Annotated in this window: 10 protein-coding genes; 6 read left to right on the top strand and 4 right to left on the bottom strand. The window is 72.2% G+C overall.

Annotated elements, in window-relative coordinates:
* On the bottom strand, positions 1-266 hold a 266-nt coding region (locus ACWD5D_RS43960; protein ID WP_451378380.1), incomplete at its 3' end, for a WXG100-like domain-containing protein.
* Complete coding sequence (locus tag ACWD5D_RS43955; RefSeq protein ID WP_451378379.1) at positions 211-579, bottom strand: hypothetical protein; 369 nt, start codon at positions 577-579, stop codon at positions 211-213. The genes ACWD5D_RS43955 and ACWD5D_RS43960, both read right to left, overlap by 56 nt.
* Before the next feature lie 528 nt (positions 580-1,107).
* Between ACWD5D_RS43955 and ACWD5D_RS43950 the strand changes: the two genes are divergently transcribed.
* The 6 genes from ACWD5D_RS43950 (at position 1,108) to ACWD5D_RS43925 (ending at position 8,997) form a co-directional block, all read left to right on the top strand.
* A complete protein-coding gene (locus ACWD5D_RS43950) occupies positions 1,108-1,680 on the top strand; it encodes a hypothetical protein (protein WP_451378378.1) in 573 nt (190 codons plus the stop codon).
* Between the two features lie 722 nt (positions 1,681-2,402).
* Complete coding sequence (locus tag ACWD5D_RS43945) at positions 2,403-3,065, top strand: hypothetical protein (protein WP_451378377.1); 663 nt, start codon at positions 2,403-2,405, stop codon at positions 3,063-3,065.
* 56 nt (positions 3,066-3,121) lie between these two features.
* Entirely contained in the window at positions 3,122-5,299 is a 2,178-nt protein-coding gene (locus ACWD5D_RS43940) for a hypothetical protein (RefSeq protein WP_451378376.1), read from the top strand.
* Positions 5,300-5,364: 65 nt separating this feature from the next.
* On the top strand, positions 5,365-5,508 hold the full coding sequence (locus ACWD5D_RS43935) for a hypothetical protein (protein ID WP_451378375.1): 144 nt from the start codon (positions 5,365-5,367) through the stop codon (positions 5,506-5,508).
* A 430-nt stretch (positions 5,509-5,938) separates the two neighbouring features.
* Positions 5,939-7,831 carry a hypothetical protein gene (locus ACWD5D_RS43930; protein WP_451378374.1) on the top strand — a complete coding sequence of 631 codons (1,893 nt, stop codon included), beginning with the start codon at positions 5,939-5,941 and terminating at the stop codon, positions 7,829-7,831.
* Between the two features lie 107 nt (positions 7,832-7,938).
* The gene (locus tag ACWD5D_RS43925; RefSeq protein ID WP_451378373.1) at positions 7,939-8,997 is read left to right on the top strand and encodes a hypothetical protein; all 1,059 of its coding nucleotides are present in this window, start codon (positions 7,939-7,941) and stop codon (positions 8,995-8,997) included.
* Positions 8,998-9,148: 151 nt separating this feature from the next.
* On the opposite strand, the gene ACWD5D_RS43920 is transcribed toward ACWD5D_RS43925, so the two are convergent.
* Together ACWD5D_RS43920 and ACWD5D_RS43915 are read right to left on the bottom strand one after the other, a co-directional pair.
* A complete protein-coding gene (locus tag ACWD5D_RS43920) occupies positions 9,149-18,457 on the bottom strand; it encodes a WXG100-like domain-containing protein (protein WP_451378372.1) in 9,309 nt (3,102 codons plus the stop codon).
* Between the two features lie 348 nt (positions 18,458-18,805).
* Positions 18,806-19,243, bottom strand: coding sequence for a YbaB/EbfC family nucleoid-associated protein (locus ACWD5D_RS43915; protein ID WP_451378371.1), 438 nt, complete (start codon positions 19,241-19,243; stop codon positions 18,806-18,808).
* Positions 19,244-19,708 lie beyond the last annotated feature (465 nt).

Genomic DNA, 19,708 nt, shown 5'->3' with positions numbered 1-19,708 from the left:
ACACCCCGCGTCGCAGGATCCAATGACTCCGCGAGCGCCACCATCTGAGAAGCGTTCTCATGCCACACATCCGCGAAATCGCGAAGCCTGTCCTCGTCACCGTCAGGCCACGCCTGACCCACCGTCAGCCTCGCCACCCAGTCGAACTCCGGCGGCAACTTGATGGTCACCCGAGACACTCCCGCCCGCTCATCGCACGACCTTGTGTGGTCACTTGTGCGGGGCCGGCCGGCCCGGCGACGTGTCGCCGCCGCCCGACCGACCATGCAGCTTCTGCGCAGCGGCCGTGGAGTCTTCCTCGACCTTCTCGAGCCCCCTGGCCGTCGTGTGCACGCCGGTCTTCACATTGTCGAGGAGTTCGGCAAACTGACCCAATCCCTCGACGAGGGAAGGGCCTGCGGCCAGGTACTGGGCGCGCATCGACTGCCCGGTGCCGTCGGTGCCGAAGAATTCGGGGTAATGGCCGTTCGCGTGCTCGAGGGTCTCGACAACCTTCCTGATGGCGCTCACCAGGTTCTCCATGTACGGCAGATTGGCCCTGACCGCGTCGGTGTCGACGTAAAGTGCGTTGTCACCCATGACCCGCTCCTTCGGCTGAGGTAAAGCCAATTCGCTCACTGACTCCACCCGACCGGGTGGGCGGCACGGGCATGGAACCGTCCGGGAATCGGTCCGCCACGAAGCCGCTGAAACTCCATCGAACATAACCCGCCAATGGCCGGTTCGACGCTGCCACCCGCATGTCTCCTCGAACTCGGCCCGTCCGTACGCGAGGGTCTTCCCGAACGGCTCGACTCGGCACCCGCCTCCCGAGCGAAGCCTGGCACAACCGGCTCGCTTCGCCGCCAGACGCCGAGTCCCTGCCTGCGCCAACGCACCCGGACTCCATAGGCGGCAGTCGACGACAAGGGTCCGTCAGCCAGTCGCCGGACCGTCATGCAAGACCGAGACCGGGTTGTTCGATAGGGCAACTGAATCGTCCGCCGGGACAGTCTTCGCCGGGTTGGCCTTGCCGCTCGATGCCGGCCGCTGAAAGGCTCGTGGGCCGATCCAATAGCAGTTCCCTGCCCTCATGGGCGGTGAACCCCGAGCACACCTTGATGACTGATGACGATTTCCAATCCCCTTGGCACCTCAGACGAAGACGAACAGGAACACAGGAGCAGGGTTCTCGCCGTACGTGAGACGAGTGCCGTGCGCGATCGCCTGAAGTCGACGACATGTCGCTGGTGTGGCGTGCCGATCGAGTACACGGGCGTGGGGCGACCGCGGCAGTACTGCCGGGACTCACACCGCAGTCGGGCCAGCGAATTGCGCACCGTGCAGCGCCTTGCGGGGCTCCCCGTCGACAAGGGCGGACAAACCACCGACCCTGTCCGCGAGGTTATCGAGCGTACCGAGACCCAGACCCGCACAACGGTACGCACTGGTCCGGCGAAGGTACGCATGCCGCAGTCGCTTCAAGAGTGGACCGTGGCGCTGCACCATCTGCGCAAGGCCGTGCGCGGTGGTCGTTTCCCCGGCTTTGACTACCTCCTGCTGCGTGACCTGGAGGAGACGATCCGTGTTGTGCGCGAGCGCCAGACGGGGGCGCTGGGCACCACCAGCGGTGAGGGATCGTCTTCCGCGGAAATCTCATCACCCGCGAGGGAACCGAGTCGCCCCCGGCCATTGCCCTGAGCGTCGCTGCCGATTTGCTGCGCACCCTCGAAACCGCGAAGAGCTGACGCTGCCAGAGGAGAACGGGACGTCCGCTCCGAGGGGGGGAAGAGCGCAGAAATTGCCTGCGTCGACGTCGACGAGAACACGGGGAGCGGATCGTCGCCAGGACGGACAGCCCAGCAAGGATGTGTCCCGAAAGACCACCACGGTTCCTGTTCGTCCCCCGCTCGCCCACAGACCGGCCAACCCGTTGCGCGGCCGCGCTAGCCTGCGCATGCGCTGACAATCGCGCGATTCTCCCGGACAGGACGTGTCGTTTCTGATGCTGGGTCGGGACGACCTGACGAGCCGGGCCGGGCACATGGTGATGTGAAGTGGACAACATGAATGTCAGTCAGGTGCCGCAGCCTGGGGACTCCGCGCTGAATCGCGGTACCGGGGACGGTCCGAAGGCTCACGCCCGCGCCGACGGTGAGGCCGTGCTGTGGAGCGAGAATCTGCCATGGGTGGACGACGTGTCCGGTGCCGTGGGTGCCTCCCCCGCGGCACCATACGGCCCGCTCGACCAGCCAGTGGACGTTTCCGGCACGAGTTCGCAGCGACCGCGCCCCACAACCGAGGCAGGGCGCGGCGATCAAGCTTCGGCCCACGCGTCCCCTGCGACCCAGTCGCGGCGGAGGCGGAGGCGTCCGATAGCGGTCGGCGCCACCGTCACCGGCATCGGCGCGATCGCTGTGGCCGTGGCCCTGGCCACCCAGCACAGCGGAGGGAGCCGGGCCGAAGCAACCCCGGCCGGCCGCGCCGAAGTCCACGCGGACGTCTCCGGCGCGGCCTCGGGCGCGCACGGCGTTCCCGCACCGGGCACGCCACCGTCCCAGGGGCACGACTCGTCCTCGGCCTCCGCCAGCACCGCGCCTGACGGCGGCGAGTCCGCGCTGTCCACGAGCCCGTCCCCCGGGACGACATCAGCCCCCGCCACCACGGGGCGCGACGCCCGCTCCGTCGAACCGCACACGCCCCAGTCGACGCACCCCATGCCCCAGGAACCGAGCGCCACTGCCACCACCGCGGCGGCACCGTACGTGATCCAGGCCACGGCCGTGCTGAACCCCGGCCAGTCCGTGGCGTGGGGCAAAGCGCGGTTGGCCATGACATCGGACGGGAACCTGGTGGTCACCGATGAGCGGGGTGTCACCCGCTGGGCCTCCCACACCTCTGGGGCCGACCTGCAGACGGTCTTCCAGGACGACGGCTTGCTGGCGATCTACGACTCGCAGGGCACCGTCCACTGGTCGTCGAACACCAATGGCCACCCGGGCGCGGTCCTGGAGATCACGCCGGACGGCAACGTGCGGATCCGGCTCGGCGACACCGTGCTCTGGCAGACGGGCACCGGGCATTGAGCAAGGGGCCGGGCGGCGGCTCCGCGAACCTCGCGGGCACTGGATCCGATGCCCCCGTGGGCGCTCGGCCTCGCGTGCGCATGGCCGCCCGGCGGGCCGGGGACGCCTGGCTCCTCCACCCCGCAGGAGCGCTCGACCAGCGGTCCTGGATGTACGCGGCGGGGCTGGCCCGCGACCCCGAGTACACCCTGGCCATCGTTGACGTTCCGCAGGACGCCTCCGTCGGCTTCCTGCACGACCTGGCACAGGTACTGCCCGCCGGTGAGACGGGTCTGCGGCTGGTGTTCGGCCGCACACCTCCGGGCGGCACCGCACAGGCCGGGCAGTGGCTGGCAACCCGATCCGGCCGAACCGTGGTGACCGCGCTCGGCCGGCCCCGGCCCACCGCGGAGGGTGCCCTCTTCGTCGGTTCGGAACGGGGACAGGGCTGGATCCGGTACGACCCTGCCGGAGGCGCGTCATTGGAGGGCCACCGCTTCCCCCGCCCCGGGTGGGAGCACGACCTGCCCCCAAAGCCGTTCGCGGTGGCCAAGCGGACGGTGGCTGAGCCGGTCCCCGCGGGGCTGTGGCTGCGCCCGGCTCGGACAACACCTCTGTCGGAACGCCACAGGGCCTTCTTGACGAGCCGCCTGAGCGGCAGGCCCGATGCGGTCACCGTGGTCGTCGGCGAACCCGGTGCCGACCCCGTACCACTCGCCGATGTCGCCCGGTTCTACTGGTCGCTCCCCGAGCACGTCAGGCTCTCCGCGCGGTTCACCCGCTTCGGCTCCGTCGCGCTACCAGCGGACATGTCGTTCGGCGCGGCGCTGGCCGTGGAGGTCGGAGCGGCGGTACACGCGTACAACGGGCTGCCCGTCAGCTACGGTTCCCCGGCAGCGACCGGAGGGACCGTCGTGGCAGTCGGACCGGACGGCGCCCTCGGGCGTCCGATGATGGCCCGGGAGTCCGTTCAGTTCTCCCCCCTCGCAACCGGAGAGCACAGGGGGCCGATGGTGACTGACCATCATTGGCCTTTGCACGGGCTGCCGTTACTTGGTCCCAGCGTCTACCAGCACGGGCCGGACGCGGTGATCGAGGTTGTGCTCGGCGGCCTGTGGGTACGTAGCCCGCAGGAGCGGACCGTCACGGCCCCACGGTTTGCTCCTGCGGACGAACAACACGAACTGGTGATGTACAGCAGCGGTGACGCCCGCACACCCGGGGAATTCCGCCGGATCGCGAAATCACTCGCTCACAGGATCCTGGCGGAGCTTGGTGTCACCGCTCAGGTGCGAGCTGTCGGCCCGTGGAGCCACGCGGAGCGACCGCCGGTGCGGTTCATCGGGGCGCCTGTGCCGGAACCGGTGCCGGCCGCCGCGGCACCGGCGTCCAGCACTGGGGAATCGGGGCTCTCGACACCCGTGGCCTCGGCACCGGCACGACGACCGGTGTCCGGACCAAGGCCGGACGGCGTCACGGCGCGCATGGCCGGAACAGTGCGAGGCTCATCCACCGACGACGGCCAGGTCACCGCGCCAGACGGCCCGCTACGCGCCGCGTTCGGTCACCGGTACGAGGAAGCGGTCGTCTTCGCCTCGGCACTGCTGCGCCGTCAGCCGGCCCTTCTCGGCACGGGGGAGTTCGCCGACGTCGTCGGTGAACTGGCCATGCTGCGGCTGTACATGTTGGCCGACGGGGACCTCGCCTTCCCAGCGGATCCGCATGACGGCCGGTCTGCGCACGAGGCGCTGGGACAACGACTCGCCGCGGGGCTGAACAGGCTCCCCGCCTTCGCTGGACCGGTATCCCTGCGGGCGTCCCTCACCGATGCCGGCCTGTCCTGGTACGCGGAGCGCAGAAGGGTGGTGGCCCAGCAGTGTTGCGCCACCGCCTTCTCCGGAACTCCCGGCCAGCCGGGAAACACGGACTTCGTCGTCTGGTCGGTCAAGGGGCGTCGCACGGCCGTGCTGGAGGCAGGCGATCCGGATGTGGTGCTCTTCCCGCCCGGAACGTCGTTCACCGTGCTGCGCGTGGAGCGGGCGGCGCCGGGAGAACGTAATGTCATATTTTTGCGAGAGCTGGACACTCCGGACGGGCAGCCCGACCCGGACGCGGACCGGGCGGCACTGCGTCGGCTGGAACCGGCCCTCGCCGACTGGCGGCGCGACGAGAGCGCCGGCCCCCGCCGGCCCGGCAGGCCGGGCCGCCTTTTCCAGCCGCCTGGTCTGGGCGCCGCTGGTCAACTCCCACTCTGACCGATCCGGGGTGGCTGGTGCCCGGCCAGCGTCGTCGGCGCCCGACTGGACCACGGATCGGCGGTGTGCCCTTGACCAGCGGGATGAGGGCGTGGCTGTCGTACAGCAACTGCCTGCGCGGTTTACTCGCGCCGCTGGAGCGCGAGAACGGCCTGACGTCGGCCGAGCAGGCCGGCGAGGCGCCCAGGACGGCACGCGGCGCCTGCTGAACCAGGCCGGGCCCTGGAAGCGGTGCGAGACGAGATCCGCGGCTCGGTCGCAGTCCTCATCGCCCGTAAGCCCGCCAGGACTCGGCCTGTTCGTACACGGCCGTCCTCCCGAACGGCTCGACTTCGCGCCCGGCTCCGGGGCGCGGCAGAGCGCCGACGCCGACCCTCGTCCGCGGACACCTGCTGGTCCCGGCGGTTCGGGCTCCGCCGGATGCCCTTTCGACCGCACCGGAGGGTATCGAGGGGAATCAATGGGCGACCCGCGAGGCGGTACCAACTGCATTACCTTTCCGCAGGTGATGGAGGTTCCAGTGTTGCAGTGGCCCGTGTGCACGGCTCCGACCGATGCGTCGGCGGGCTCAACCACCCGCGCCCCGCGGCAGGTTCGCGCATGCCGTCGGCCGCGTCTGGTCCTGACGGGCGATGCCCGGTGACCGCCGGACGTTCGGGGCGCCGCGAGTCCGTCCGGCGGCGCGGCGGCGGGCGCGGTTCCGCGGCCGTCGAAGTCACTACAGTCGAGACGGCCCCGGCCGAGGGGACTCCGGCCGGGGCTCCGGGGCCGTTCGCGATCCATCTCGTGCACGGCGCGGGCCGCCCGCCGGAACTGTTGCGGGAGGCCGCCGCCCAGTTGGGCGGTCACGTCCTCCAGGGCGAGGTGGGCATCGTCGTCGGTGCCGGTTTCGAGGACGCCGCGGCGCTCCGCGACCGGCTCGTCCCCCTCCTGCGCGAGGCCGCCGAGGCGGGCGTCACCACCGCGCGGCTGGTGATGACCGGCGGCGCGGCGGACAGGCCCGACGGTCCCGCCCCCGCGCAGTCGCTCAGCGACGCCGCGCGGATCGATGTGGCGGCCCCCCGCGGTCTGGTCCTCATCGGGCCGGACGGCACCCTCTTCGCCCCCGACCGGCCCGCCGGAGCCGGCGGCTGGTGGCACTTCTCCCCGGACCGCCCCCCGCGCCGGATCGGCACCCGCCATCCGGCCCCGCCGTGGCAGGCGGCCGCGGAACACGTCGAGCCGGCCCTCGTCGACGGCGTAGCCGTCGAGCAGATACCCGCGGGGCTGCTGGTGCTGCCCGCCGGCACCCCGTCGCTGAGCACGGCCGCACTGCGGTACGCCGTACCGCCCCTCCCGGGCGGGCCCGTGGTGCTGGTCGGCGCTTCCCGGGATGTCCGTGTCCCGGCGGACGCTCTGGTCGCGGTGTTGGCCGCCCTGCCGGCCCCGGTACGCGAGACGGCGCGCCTGGTGCCCTGCGACGGAAGCGACCTGCTGCCCCTGGCGCAGGACACCGCCGATCTGCTGGACGCGCCCCTTCAGGTGTCTACCGGGGTTCCGCTGCTGGTGGACGTCTCCGGTGGAGCCGCGGACGCTGGTGCCGAGGCACGGGTGTTCGTCACGGACACGCTCGGCGATCCCACCTGGCGCCCCTACGTCGATGCCGTCACCTGCGTGCCCTCGGCGTCCGGGCCGGCTCAGGCGCCGCGCCTCGGTGTGTGGCACCCGCCGGCCGACGGTCTGCGCGCGGCGTTGGCCCCGGGCACGATGCTGCTGGACCGCAAATGGCAGGTGGTCGTCACGCGCTCCGGATTGTGGATCGGCCCCACCGGCTCCACGGTGCCCGCCGAGGCGGCGACCCGTCCGGTGGATCCCGAGGTGATGGCCGTGGAGATCGGGCTTGCGGACGCCCCGTTCGACGCCTCCCTGACCGAGCCGATGGAGCGTCTGTTCGCGGGGCTCGACGAGGACATGCGTGGCCGCACCCTGGTCCGGGTACACGGCTTCGGGCCCTCCGGTGAGGGCGCGGAGGAGCTACGCCGAATCGCCGACCGGCACGGCGTCGCGTTGGCCCCCTCGGGGTGGCTGACCGGCTTCACGGACGGCAGTCCGGGCGCGGCCTCGCCCCACACGGCGGAATCCGGCACGACGGAATCCGGCACGGCGGACTACGCCGACTCCGGGGCCCGGACCCCTGAGCACAACGCGGGGGCGAGCCCCGGTACCGGGCACCCCGCGTCGGACGAACCCGCGTCGGACGAACCCGCGCCCGACGACCCCGTATCCGACGACCCCGCACCGGCGCCCGGGGGTCCGGAGGAGCGGGACGGCGGGGACGGACCCGGCGAGCCGCCCATCACCGCGCGCCCGCAAGCCGTCGCGGTCACCTTCACCCCGCCCGTCCTGGCGCCCCACCCCGATCCCGTGGTGCCCACGTTCTCCGCCGAAGGGGCCACGGTCGGCTCCCCCTCCCCCTCCGGCTCCAACCGTTCGGCACTGGACGGACCTTCCGGCCCTTCCGGTCCTTCCAGTCCTTCCGGCCCTCCGGAATGACGAGGACGGTCCCGGCGGGCCCCGTCCGGGCCCCGGTGACCGGGTCGTCCCCTTGCAGCCGACCAGCCCACGCACTCTGACGAGAACACCGACGAGGAGAAGGACAGATGCCACCAACACAGCGGCACGGAGGTCCGCGGGTTCTTCGGGCCCTGGCCATGCCGATGCACGACACCGACCACGACGGGTCCGCCGCGTCCGCCGCTCTGGCACAGGCGCCGGCTGCCACGACCGCCCGGGTACCGGCAGGGGCCGCGCACAGGAACCCCGTGTCCGAGCCGTCCGGGGCGGCCCCGGACGGGGCTGCCGCGCAGCCCCGCGGGTCCCGGCCGGACACCCGCGAAGCGGGCGGCGGCAGGCGCCCGGCCGGCCTCACCACACGGATGCGGCACTGGCCCCTGGCCGCTGCCGCCGCCGCTGTGGTCGCCGGAGCGGTGCTGGTCGCCGTTCCGCTGGCGCACAGCGACAGGACGCAGACGACGAGCGCCGAGGAACCCGACCAGCCCGTGGCGATCGCGGATCCCGGTACCGACGACGACACGGTCCCGCCCCCGCCCCAGCCCGGCACGGAGCCGCCGGCCCGTTCCGCCACGAAGCCCCCGGCCAAGCCTGCCGCCCACCCCAAGGACCATCACCCCAAGGACCCTCACCCCAAGAGCCATCACCCCAAGGCCCATCAGGCGGGGCGTGCCTCCTCCCACGCGGCGGTTCCGGCGGCCGCGTCGCAGCCCCGGAAATCCGGGACAACCGTCCATGCGAAGCCCGCGGCTCTCTCCGCTGCCGCCGCTCCGCGCTCGAAGCCCGCCGCGAAGCCGGCGGCGGCGCACAAGTGGTCCACCAAAGTCGTCCAGGCGACGACGGTGCTGCATGCGGGCGACTCCGTCGCCTCCAACCGCATGCGCATCACCATGCTGCGGAGCGGCGCTCTGGTGATCTCGGACGAGAACGGCGTCATCCGCTGGTCGTCCAGGACCACCGGGAGCGGCAACCGTGCGGTCTTCCAGGACGACGGGAACCTCGTCGTCTACGCCTCCGACGGCCGCAGTCTGTGGACGTCGGGCACCGCCGGCCACAGCGGCGCCCGACTCGTCATCCAGAACGACGGCAACGTGACGATCCAGACGTCCACCGGCGCCCTGCTGTGGGCCGCCGGCACCGATCACTGACCCCGGCGCCCTTCCGGCGCCTGCCTCGGTCCCCCTGCCGTCCGCGGCAGGGGGACCGTTCGCTTCGGCGGAGGGCCCCGGGCGACAGCGCAGGCGGCGCGGGCCGGGGCGACAGCCGGCTCAATCGGCTCAAACCGGAACGACAGCCGGCTCAGGCGGCTCCGGCCGAGCGCACCGGTTCCGCGGGCGCGGCAGGCGCCGGGTGGTACTCCTCCCACGGGAGACCCACCACGTACTGCCTCAGCAGGCGCGCCGCCTGGGCATGGTCCCCCGCGGTGCGGAACGCACGGACCAGGTCCGGCTCGTCGCCCGCGCTGCGCAGCCCCGTGCGAGCGGCGAAGCCGAAGCCGTCCCCGCCGGGCGTCGCCCCGGGGACCATCTCGTCCACGTTGACCAGCCGCACCCCATGGAGCAGCGCCAAATCGTAGAGCTGCCGTTCCTCCGGTGCCGCCGGGCCGCCGGAACGGACCGCCTCGATGCGCTCCCTCGGGACGTCCGTCCACAGCACGGCCTCGGCCGACCCCCGGTCGGCGCCCAAGAGCGCCGCGAACTCCCCTTCTCCGCCATCTCCGCCTGCTGCGCCGATCAGTTCCGTGGGCACCCCGCCCAGGCGGACCACATGGACGTACTGCGCGGGCGCGTGGAGGTCCCCGGTACCGTCGCCCCGGCCGGCCGGGAGGGCCATCATGTCGGCCTCGACCAGCTGCCGTCGCAGAGCGTCCGGCGGCAGCTCGGTAAGGTCCGCCGGCGCGCGGCCCGCCGGGTCCGCCATGCCCGGCGCGGCGAGCGGGTCAGGGGTGGCGGGGGCCGCCGGGGCCTCGTCGAACGTCACTTCGACGGTCACGTACCGGCCGCCCGGCGACGCGGCCGTGCCGTCGGCGGAACCGGCACCGAGCGGCGCCGGTCCGACGACCGGGGTGTAGCCGGAAGGCAGCGCCGCCGCCTCCTCCGCGCCGCCGATCCTGCGTTCGAAGACGGCCCGCACCGCCTGCGCGAAGGTGGGGCCCGTGCGCTCGGCCCGCCGCGGGCCGGGCGCGGCGTCCCCGTGGTCGGTGAAGCGGACCTCGGCCCTGGTGGAAAGGCCGGTGGCGGCGCGCCGCCGGGTCTCGGCGAGGTAGTGGTCGGCGACGCGCTCGAGCCACCACGACTCCTCGCGGGACACCCGCGTCGAACCGCGCTCGGCGGACACACTGTGCCGCAACGGTACCGGGGAACGAGGCGCGTCCGCGCCGACGGTGGCGGTGGCGGTGGCAGTGCCGACGGCGGTCTCACCGGCGGGGGCAGGGGCAGGAGCGGGCCGGGGGTCCTCCGGTACGGCCGGCAGGGCGAGGCGCGCGGCTCCGGCCGGGGCGGTGGGGCCCGCCTGCGCGGCGGCGCGCATCGGCCGAAGGGCGAAGGCGGCGTCCGGGCGGGCCCGCAGCACGCCGGACACCAGCCGGCTGACGTACGACGTTCCGCCGCTCCCGGCCGCCCGGCGCACCGTGGCCAGCCACGCGTCGGCGTTGTTGCGCCGCGCCACGCCCGTGCGGTCCGCGAGGGGGGCGGGCCGGAAGACGGAGTCGCCGCGAGGTCCGCCCGTGGTCCCGGCAGTGCCGGTGGGGGCGGCGGCCGGGCTGGGGACCTCGCTCCTGTTGCGCCAGGGGACGTCCGTGCGGATCCGCCCGTCGGGTCCGATCCACTGGTCGGTCGCGGAGTCGGCGCTCGCCCGTCCGGCAGGCGTGGACAACCGGACGTGCGCGTCGAGGTTGTGGGCGATGTCGCGGGCGAGCAGGAGCGGGTCGAGGGAGCCGAAGGCGAGGGCGGGCGGCGTCGGGGCGACGGTTTCCGCCGTGGTGTCCGGGCGGCCCCGGTGGTACGCCTGCACCGTGGCCACGATGTCGGCGTTGCTGTCCGCGAGCAGCGCGCGGGCGCCGGGGCGGGAGCGCTCCGGAAGGCCGGCGTGCTCCCGCTCGAAGCGGGCCAGGGCCTGTGGCGGCGCCGCCGCGGGATCCTGGCGCAGATACGCCTGGTGGTCCTCGCGCAGGGTGCGCACGGCCCAGGCGAGGGTGGCCCGGTGGACGCCCAGGGCGAGCCGGTCCGGGTCGAGGGTGAGGGCGAGTCCGCGCGGGCCGGTACCGACCCGGTCGCCCAGCGCCCTGCTGACCGCCAGGTCCGCGCGGGCCGCGTCGGCGCCCGGTGCCCCGGCCGCGTCGAGCAGCAGCGGAGCGAGTTCGACCGGTGCCAGGGACTGCGCGCGCAGCCACGCCGAGATCCGTGCCGGGCGGCTGCGTGCCTCCGCGCCCGTCTGGGCACGGAGGGCGTCCACGTCACCCTGCGCGAGTTCCACGTACATCTCCCCGTTGATGGGTTCGCTCGTCCAGGTCCGCAGCCGCGTGGGGGGCACGAAGAGGTGGTTGCGGTGCTCCTCCGCGTCCAGGTGCACCTGGACGCGGAGGCGGACGAGGTAGGTCGGCGCCTGCTGCTTGACGTGCTGTTCGCGCCGGTAGTTGGCGGCGGTGGCGGCGCCGTGTGTGGCGCCTGTCGCCCGGTTCTGGCTCGTCGATCCGGAGCCGGTGTCGGCGGCGGTGTGCGGCAGGAGGCCGCCCGCGTTCCCGTTGCCGCCGCCGGTCGCCCGCCAGTGGTCGGTGGACGCGGTGACGCTGGTACCGCTCTGGTGTTTGGCGTACCGGCCGGTGCCGGTGCCCTGGACCTCGCCGAGCACCTGGAGGTCGTAGGCGACGCTGCGCAGGTAGAGCTCCACGCCGTGCGACGATCTGCCGGGCTGGAAGAGGTGAGCGGCCAGCCGCACGCGCTCGTTCGGCCCCACCCGGCCGAGCACGTTGGTGAGATGGCTGCGCATCATCAGCGTCGGGAGGGCCAGGCTGCCGCGGTAGCGTGCCGGGTTCTCACCGTGCCCGAAGACCCGCGCCATCAGCCGCCGGGCGGCGGGCAGTGCGTCGTCGAGCACCACGCCCTGCACGGCCGCGTCGCCCGGCAGCCGGGGCAGCGCGCCGAAGTCCCGGGGGGCGGAGGGCGAGGACGGACCGGACTGCGTGGGGTCCGGTGCGAACCGGGCGATGCCGGCGGGCAGGTGCAGCAGTGTGGTGCCCTCGGACTGCACGGTATGGGCGCCACCGAGGCCGCGCATCGTCCGGAAGGCACCCACCGCGAGTTCGTTCAGGGGCCGGTTCGGCAGGTGCAGCCGTGTGGCGGTGACGGTGAAGCGGTGCGGCACCCGCGCCTCGTACAGGCCGTTCCAGGAGTAGACGGTCTGCCCGGAGACGCCGGACTCGGCGTGGGTGATGCCGCTGTGCCGGGTCGTGCCGAAAGCCGCCGAGGCACCGCCGCCTCCGTGCTCGCGGCCGGAGCCGAGCTTGGCGACGGTGAATCCCTGACCGGCGTCGCGGGAGGCGCTCGTCGAGGAGTTCACATAGTGGTGGCCGTAGAGCTCCAGGCCCGCCTCGGCGCGCTCGCCGAGCACCTCCAGCCCGGGAAGCAGCTCCGCCCGAACGGTCACCTTCACCGCGTCGGTGAGGAACCAGCCGATCTGGTTGGTGAAGAAGAACTCGACGCCGTTGCCGGACAGCAGGTCTTCCAGCGCGGCATCGCCCCGGCCGCGGGAGAACAGTGCCTGGACGGCGTCGATTCCGCCCTGCAGCCGGCCGAGGTGCCGGCCGGTGCCGTTCCACAGGTCGGGCCGGCGGGTCAGCAGTCCGGGAGCGGCCCGGTCCAGGGCGTCGCGGATCATGTCGGCGGTGGAGTGGCCGCCCTGGTGGTCGATGCTGACGACGTTCGCGTGCCCGAGGACGTTGCCTCCCGGGTCCTGCCGGGTGAGGTACTCCGGAAGGCGGAGCGAGGCCAGGGGGTTGGCACGCGCGTCGAGGGGGAAGCGGTCGCCGAACGCCTGTTGGAACGTCTCGCGCGTCTGCCTGTCCCACACTGTGAGTTGGCCGGTGCCGGAGCTGTCGGGCCCGTTGTGCCGCTCGCTCAGGACCCGCGCGAAGTGTTCCGGTTGCTTCCCGTCGGCGGCCTCCACGTCGCCGGCCGTCGCGGTGTCACCGTGCCACCGGGCGAGCACAGCCGCCACCGTGTTCCCCTGCAGCGGCAGCGAGCCTTCCTCCCAGCGGCTCATGGCGTCCCGCAACTGCTCGTCGGAGACCGGGAGTTCGCCCTTGCCATAGAGCGCGAGCGCTTCGGGCTCGGGCAGCAGGTACATCATTTCCCGGTCCTCGACGGCGGCTCTGCGGATGTCCCGCGAGCTCCACATCAACTTGCCGTGCTTCTCGGACAGGGCGGTCAGCTCGAGGTCGACCCGGGTCCGGTAGAGGTACACGTGTGAGAAGCTGAGCTGGACTATCTCCCGGGCACCCTGCAGCCCGTAGCTCTCCGACACGCTGTGCTGCCAATGGTGGTTCATGTCGACGCCGCCGTTGGTGTTGACCGTACCGGAGGCGTTCGGCCCGCCCGCGGTCACGTCGGCCTGGATCCAGGTGAGACCGCGTGACGTCGTGGTGGAGGTGGTGGCCTGGGCGAGGAACAGCTTGATCATGCCCTGGACGAACGGCCGCGTCGAGGCACCGACGAAGTCCGACCGCTTGAGCTTCGCGCCGAGGCCGATGGCCGCGTGGCTGTCCCGCAGCCAGCCCGGGTCGAACGGCTGGTCGGTGAGGATCGGCGCGCCGATGCCACTGCCGGGCGCCTCCCGCCCGGGCACGTGGGTGTCCTGCGCCGCTTCCTTCAGGTGGGCCCGCAGCGAGGCGACCATCGAGTCCATCACCCGCGCCCCCCGGCCCTGCGGTCCGTCCAGGTGGGGCAGCAGCCGGTGCAGTGCCTGCCGGGTGCCGGTGGTGTCGAAGTGGAAGATCACCGCCTGGTCGAGCACCGTCCCCGCCGTGGTGTCCCTGGTCCCCTGCGCGAACCCCTGCTTGCCGTCGCCGAGCGGCAGCACCCGGACGATCGCCGGCTGGTCCGGCAGAACCACGGGGGCGGGATCGCGGCGTCCGGCTCGCACCTGCCCACGCAGCCCGCTGTGCTGGAACTCGATCCGCACGGTGTAGGTGCTCGTCACCTCGGCCCGGAGGATGTCGCCCGAGCCGTGCTCCATCAGCTCGGGCCGGTTGCTGAGGTAGAAGACGGAGTCGGATGCGCTGCGTCCGGCGCTGAGCGCGATCCCACCCGCGCCGCCGAGCAGTTGCCGGAAGATGCTCTTGACCCGGAAGTTCACCGACACGGTGTGGCTGCCCGAGACCGCGGCGGACGCGGTGTCCATGCCTATGGCCAGGTTCACGATGTGGTGGTCGTCGGCGCTGTTGAGGAACCGCGTCGGCCGCGACCGCTCGGCGGTGATGGTGATCCGCGCCGCGTCCACGTCGAACTCCATGCCGGCCGCACCGCGCCGTCGGTGCAGCACCAGCGTCAGGCCGTCCTGGTGCATCCGGTCGTGGTGCACGGCCAGGCCGTCTTCCAGGAACTTGCGCAGCAGGTCCTCGTTGTCGACCCGGCTGTCCAGCCCTGAGCCCAGCTCCCACCGCGAGCGTCCGCCGAGCCGGTTGCGCGGGGCGTCGGGCAGCAGGAAGCCGTGCGGCCGCAACTGCTCGGCGATCCGGTCGTACAGCTGCCGGGAGGACGACTCGGGCACCTCTACCAGACCCATGCCGACGCCGGTGTACCGCTCGGCGGTCAACTGCTGCGGCAATGGGCGCGGCGCGAGCTGTTCCGCTGTCGGCGCGCTGGTCAGTGCGTCCTCTCGGTAGGTGACGAAACCCCGGTCGGGCGTCACGTCCTCGCGCAGCGACGTCCGGTCCACCGGAAAGCCGTGCCGGAAAGCCTCCGGCTCCGGCAGCCGCAGCAGGCCGTGCCCGACGACGCTCCCGGTATAGCGCGCCCGGTCCACGGGGTCGCTGCGCAGCGAGACGACCGCACGGTGGGCGAAGGTGGCCCAGTAACCGGCCGTGGGTCCTGTGTAGCGGGGCACCATGACCCACAGCCCGGTCCGCCCGGCTCCGCTCGTGTCCCCGTTGGTCCAGGTCTGCGAGACGCTCGTCGACAGGCCGATGCCGAGGTCCGGGTCCTTGAACGGGAATGGGGTGACATCGAGTTCGGCGGAGACCGGGGTGAGCGTCGTCGACTGGGTGAGGGAGTGGTCGCCCGACGTGCCGTCGATGGCGGTACGCGAGTTCTCGATGTGCGCGAGGTCGCTCGTGGCGCCGACCCGGGGCTCCCGGCCCGGGAACACCCGTTGAGTGTGCACGGCCACCGAGGCGACCGGAACGCCGTGCTGGTCGTGCAGACGGAAGACGTAGCCGTCCTCCGAGTTGACCGCCGTGTCGAGGAAGGACTGCAGTTTCCACAGCCGGTGCAGCAGCTCGTTGCGGAGCCACGGGTCGGAGGACACCGGGGTGCCGCCCTCCTCCATCCGCTGCACGATGTGGTCGAAGAGCGTGGGCAGTCCGGTCAGGCCCGACACGAAGTGGTGCGCGGGCAGTTTGTCGCGGAGCACCTGCGGCCCGGTAGCCACCACCTGCTCCGACGGCGCCTGGTCGAGGTACGACTTCGCCACCCAGATCTGGGCTCGGTCGTCCGGGCTCGCCTGCGCCACCCTGGTCTCCGCCACCTCCTCCCACGGACGGCCACCCTGCACCGGGCGCAGCCGCACGGTCCAGCGCGGCTCCCAGGAGATCAGCGTGGCGCCGTCCCGGTCGTCCTCCACACGGCCGCGCTCGGCGTCGGCGGTGTGCGAGGTGGACCGGCCCGCGGCGTTCGCGGCGCCGGAGACCCCGGCGCCGACGGAGAGCAGATGTGCCTGGGTGGAGGGCAGACCGATACCGAAGTTGGCCGACAGCCCGGCGCGGGTCACGCTCGTCGCCCCCGCCTCGCGTTGGACGTGCGCGCCGGTCGCCAAAGCGGCGTTCACGGTCGCGGTGGCCCGCACGCCGTCCTCCCCGGGACGTACGACGGCACCGCCCGGCTGCGCCACGATCTCGGGCCGCGTGAGATCGAGGGTGACCAGCGCCTCGACCTTGCCCAGCGGAACCAGCAACCCGTCCCGGTCGCCGTCCGAACTCCGCAGCAGGAACGGGTAGTTGGCCAGCAGTCGTTGCGGCAGCCGTTCCCAGAGGGGCTCGGGCACGGTGTGACCGCTGCCGGCGGCGAGCCCGCGCAATGTCCGCACGACCTCAGGCAGTTGCGGCAGCCCGGCTTTGGGCACGCCGATCGAACGGAGGCGGTCGGGGTGCGGCCCCACGTCCGTGCCTTTGCCCGATGGCTCGGGTCCTGGCGAAGGAACGGGCACGGCGGCGGGTTGAACCGGCGCGTGGTGGAGGGGCGCCTCAGCATGCTCCGACCTCACGGGGACGCCGACACTCGCGGCGGCACTCACGGCGGCCGGGGCGGTGTGAGCCGGGAGGGTCGGACCGGCCGTGAGGGTCGAGGAAGCCACCTCCGCCGGCGCCGCGGCCGCCACCTCTGCCCGGACCGCGGCCGGGACCTCCGTCCGGACCGCAGCCGGGACCTCCGCCCGGACCGCAGCCGGAACCTCCGCCCGGACCGCGGCCGGGACCTCCGTCCGGACCGCAGCCGGAACCTCCGCCCGGACGTCCTGCGGCGCGTCGATGCGGATCCGGTAGCCGGTGGTGTCGGTGGAGTCGCGGGGTGCGGCGTAGAGGTACCTGCCGTCGGCCCGCAGGTCGTATGCGGGGGCGGCCGCCTGTTCCGTGGCGGATCCCGTCGCTGCCTGCTGGAGCCGGGGCACCCGCAGGAGCTGTCCGTCGCTTGCGCGCAGGACGTAGCCGCTCTCCTGGTGGACGAAGTCCTGCCCCTGACGTGTCCAGCCGTCCGGCGCGAGGGTCTCGTTCCCGGGCGTGCTGATCCGGCCGGCGGTGCTGACCTCGTAGGTCCGCGGCTCGCTTCCGTCGTGGGAGGCGGCGCGGGTCACCGTGTACCACTGCTCCCTGGCCTTGCCCTTGCCTTCGAACACCGCGGCGATCTCGTTGCGTGACACCGGCTGTGCGCCGTTCGGCTGCCGGTAGGACGCGCCACTGCTGCTCGCCCCTTGCGTGTGCGGGGGCAGGTGCGGGGATGCGCCACCCGGCAGGCCGTTGACCGGCCTCGTACCGAGGTCGGCGCCGAGCCGGTCGGACAGGGCGCGTGCCGGGTGGGTGGGGTCGGTGGGGGCAAGGCCGGGGCGCGGTTTCGTGAGCAGCTCGGCCGCGACGGCGTGGACGATGTTGTCGTGCAGCCGTGCGTACTGCTCGGCGGGCGAACCGGCGGCCATGCTGTGCCGGTCGATCGCGGGGGGTCTGTGGCCGGTGGTCACGACGGTGGCGGCCTGCGCGAGCAGCTCCTGCCGGTCCGGCGCGTCGAGCTCGTTCACCGTGGCCCGTGAGGCGGTGAACACCTCCGCCCAGCGATCCGATACGTCCCGCCCCGCGGGGTCGACGGGCCGGGAGGGTTCCGGCATTGCCCTCGGCTCGGTCGTGGCGCCGAGGCGGAGGCCGTCGGGAGTGCCGGTGGGGGTGACGGTAGGGGTGCCGGTCGAGGTGTCCGTGAACCTGTCCGTGAAGCTGTCGTCGGTGGAGGTGTCCGTGAAGCTGTCGATGGACGTGTTGTCGAACTCGGGCAGCTTCGGGAGGTCGAAGTGCGTGTCGATGTCGGGAGTGTGCCCGCGAGATGCCCTCCAGCCCTTCCAGCCCCGCCCCTGGAGATTGCCGATCGCACCCGATGCCGTGCCCAGCCCGACCGTCATGCCGTCGTTGGCGCCACCCTCGGCGAAATCGGTCAGCACGGTCGACCCCACGCCCGCCGCAGCACCGATCGCCAACTGCCCCAGCAGACCGGACGCGAACTTGGGCGCCGCCATGTGACCGATCTCCGACAACGCACCGCCCAGAGCGCCGCCGACTGCACCGCCCACGACGTCCTGCAGAAAGTTCTCCAAAGACCAGTGCGAACGGTCCTTCATGATGTACATCTGGACGAACTGGATCGCAAAGTCCGATATGACCATGAAACCCACACCGGTCAGAGCACCAACCAGCAACGACCTCAGAATCCGCTGGCACACCACCTGAACACCCTTGACGAGCGCCCCGACCGCCTCCGGCATCCCGAAGAACAGAAGCTCGCCGATGGCCCACACCGTCCACGCCATCTGCACCAGCAGCATGAACTTCGCATACTCGAGCTGAACGGAGTTCTCCCGTACCAGCTCCGCCAGTTCCCTCGACGACCCCGCCAGACCCGGCAACGCCTCAGCCATCTGCCGGGCGAACGCCTCGTACTGCTCACCGACCCTGCCACCGACGGCATTGAGCACACCCCGCGTCGCAGGATCCAATGACTCCGCGAGCGCCACCATCTGAGAAGCGTTCTCATGCCACACATCCGCGAAATCGCGAAGCCTGTCCTCATCACCGTCAGGCCACGCCTGACCCACCGTCAACCTCGCCACCCAGTCGAACTCCGACGGCAACTTGATGGTCATAGCCGCCCCCGTTCCCCGCGTCCGGCACTCTTGCACCGGTGCGGGGCCAGGGCGCTGCCGTCGGGCTGCGCGCCGTCGCCAGGGCATGCGTCGGTGGGACTCGCCATCCGGAACTCCATCGTTCGCAGGGCGCACGGACGACTGCGGGAAGACGCCTCCGCAGGTCGGGGCGGGCACGAGCGGCGCCGGGCGGGCCGACATCGCAGGAGCGATGGGCGCACCGACGCGGGCACGGGCGGCTGTCACACCGGTTGCAGCGGCTCGCCCGGGTGATGCAGAACGGCACGGCGGTCGCAGCGAGGGGCGTCCCGGCCCCTCCCCACTGGACCGTGCGAGTCGTTCTCAGGGTCAGTCGCGGCGGTCGCCGCCGCGGTCCGGCACCCCGTTGTTCAGGTACTCCCGCACCTCGTCAGCGGGTTCCGGCTCGGCCGGCAGGAGTTCGCCGAGGTCCGCGCTGCCGGTGAGCACCGCGGACGGCTTGAGCTGGAACGGCAGGTCGCCGAAGACCAGTTCGTCCACCTGCTCCAGCGCCTGCGCACGAGCGTCCGCGATGGCGGTCCGCAGGATCTCGCCGAGTTCCTTGGGGGTCATGCGGCGGAAGGCGCCGGTCGGAAAGTCGATCTCAGTGACCTCACCGCGCGCGGTGACCGTGACCGAGACCACCTTTCGTGGCGCGGTGACCGTGGCGGACATCGCGTTGATACGCCGACGGTTTTCGTCGATCCGGCCGCGCTGCGTGCGGTAGTCGGCCAGCAGCCGTTCGATCTCCTGCTCATATCCGGACACTGCCGAACCCCATTCTCCACCGAAAGCCGGGTGAGGACGCCTGGTCCGGGCATCCCACCGCGGGAAGCCCATAAAAAGGTAACGTCACTGTTAACTCGTCCTCTACCGCGCGTTGACAACCAGGGACGCATGGACATCTCGGCTGCCCGTAGAGACACGACTTATTCTCGGGGGTTCCCCGCGCGTCCTACTTTCGCCATGAGTGCCAAATCCGGCTCTATCCCGCAACCTTGATCAGGTTCTTGGGGCCCACAAGGGAATCTTCGCGAGAATCGAGCCGAGTGGGCGTGAAGTCGTGTCATGGGATTCGCGCACTACCGGATCACGGACGGGAAGATCTCTGAAGTCTGGGTGGAAGCTGGCATCCCGGGAATCATCCAGCAGATCTCCTGACCCGCGACGTCCGGGGTCCGGTAGTGCGCGAATCCCATGACACGACTTCACGCCCACTCGGCTCGATTCTCG

The organism is Streptomyces sp. NPDC002520 (genome assembly GCF_053595235.1).
Note: the sequence above shows the minus strand (reverse complement) of the source record. Positions and strands in the feature narration are given on the sequence as shown.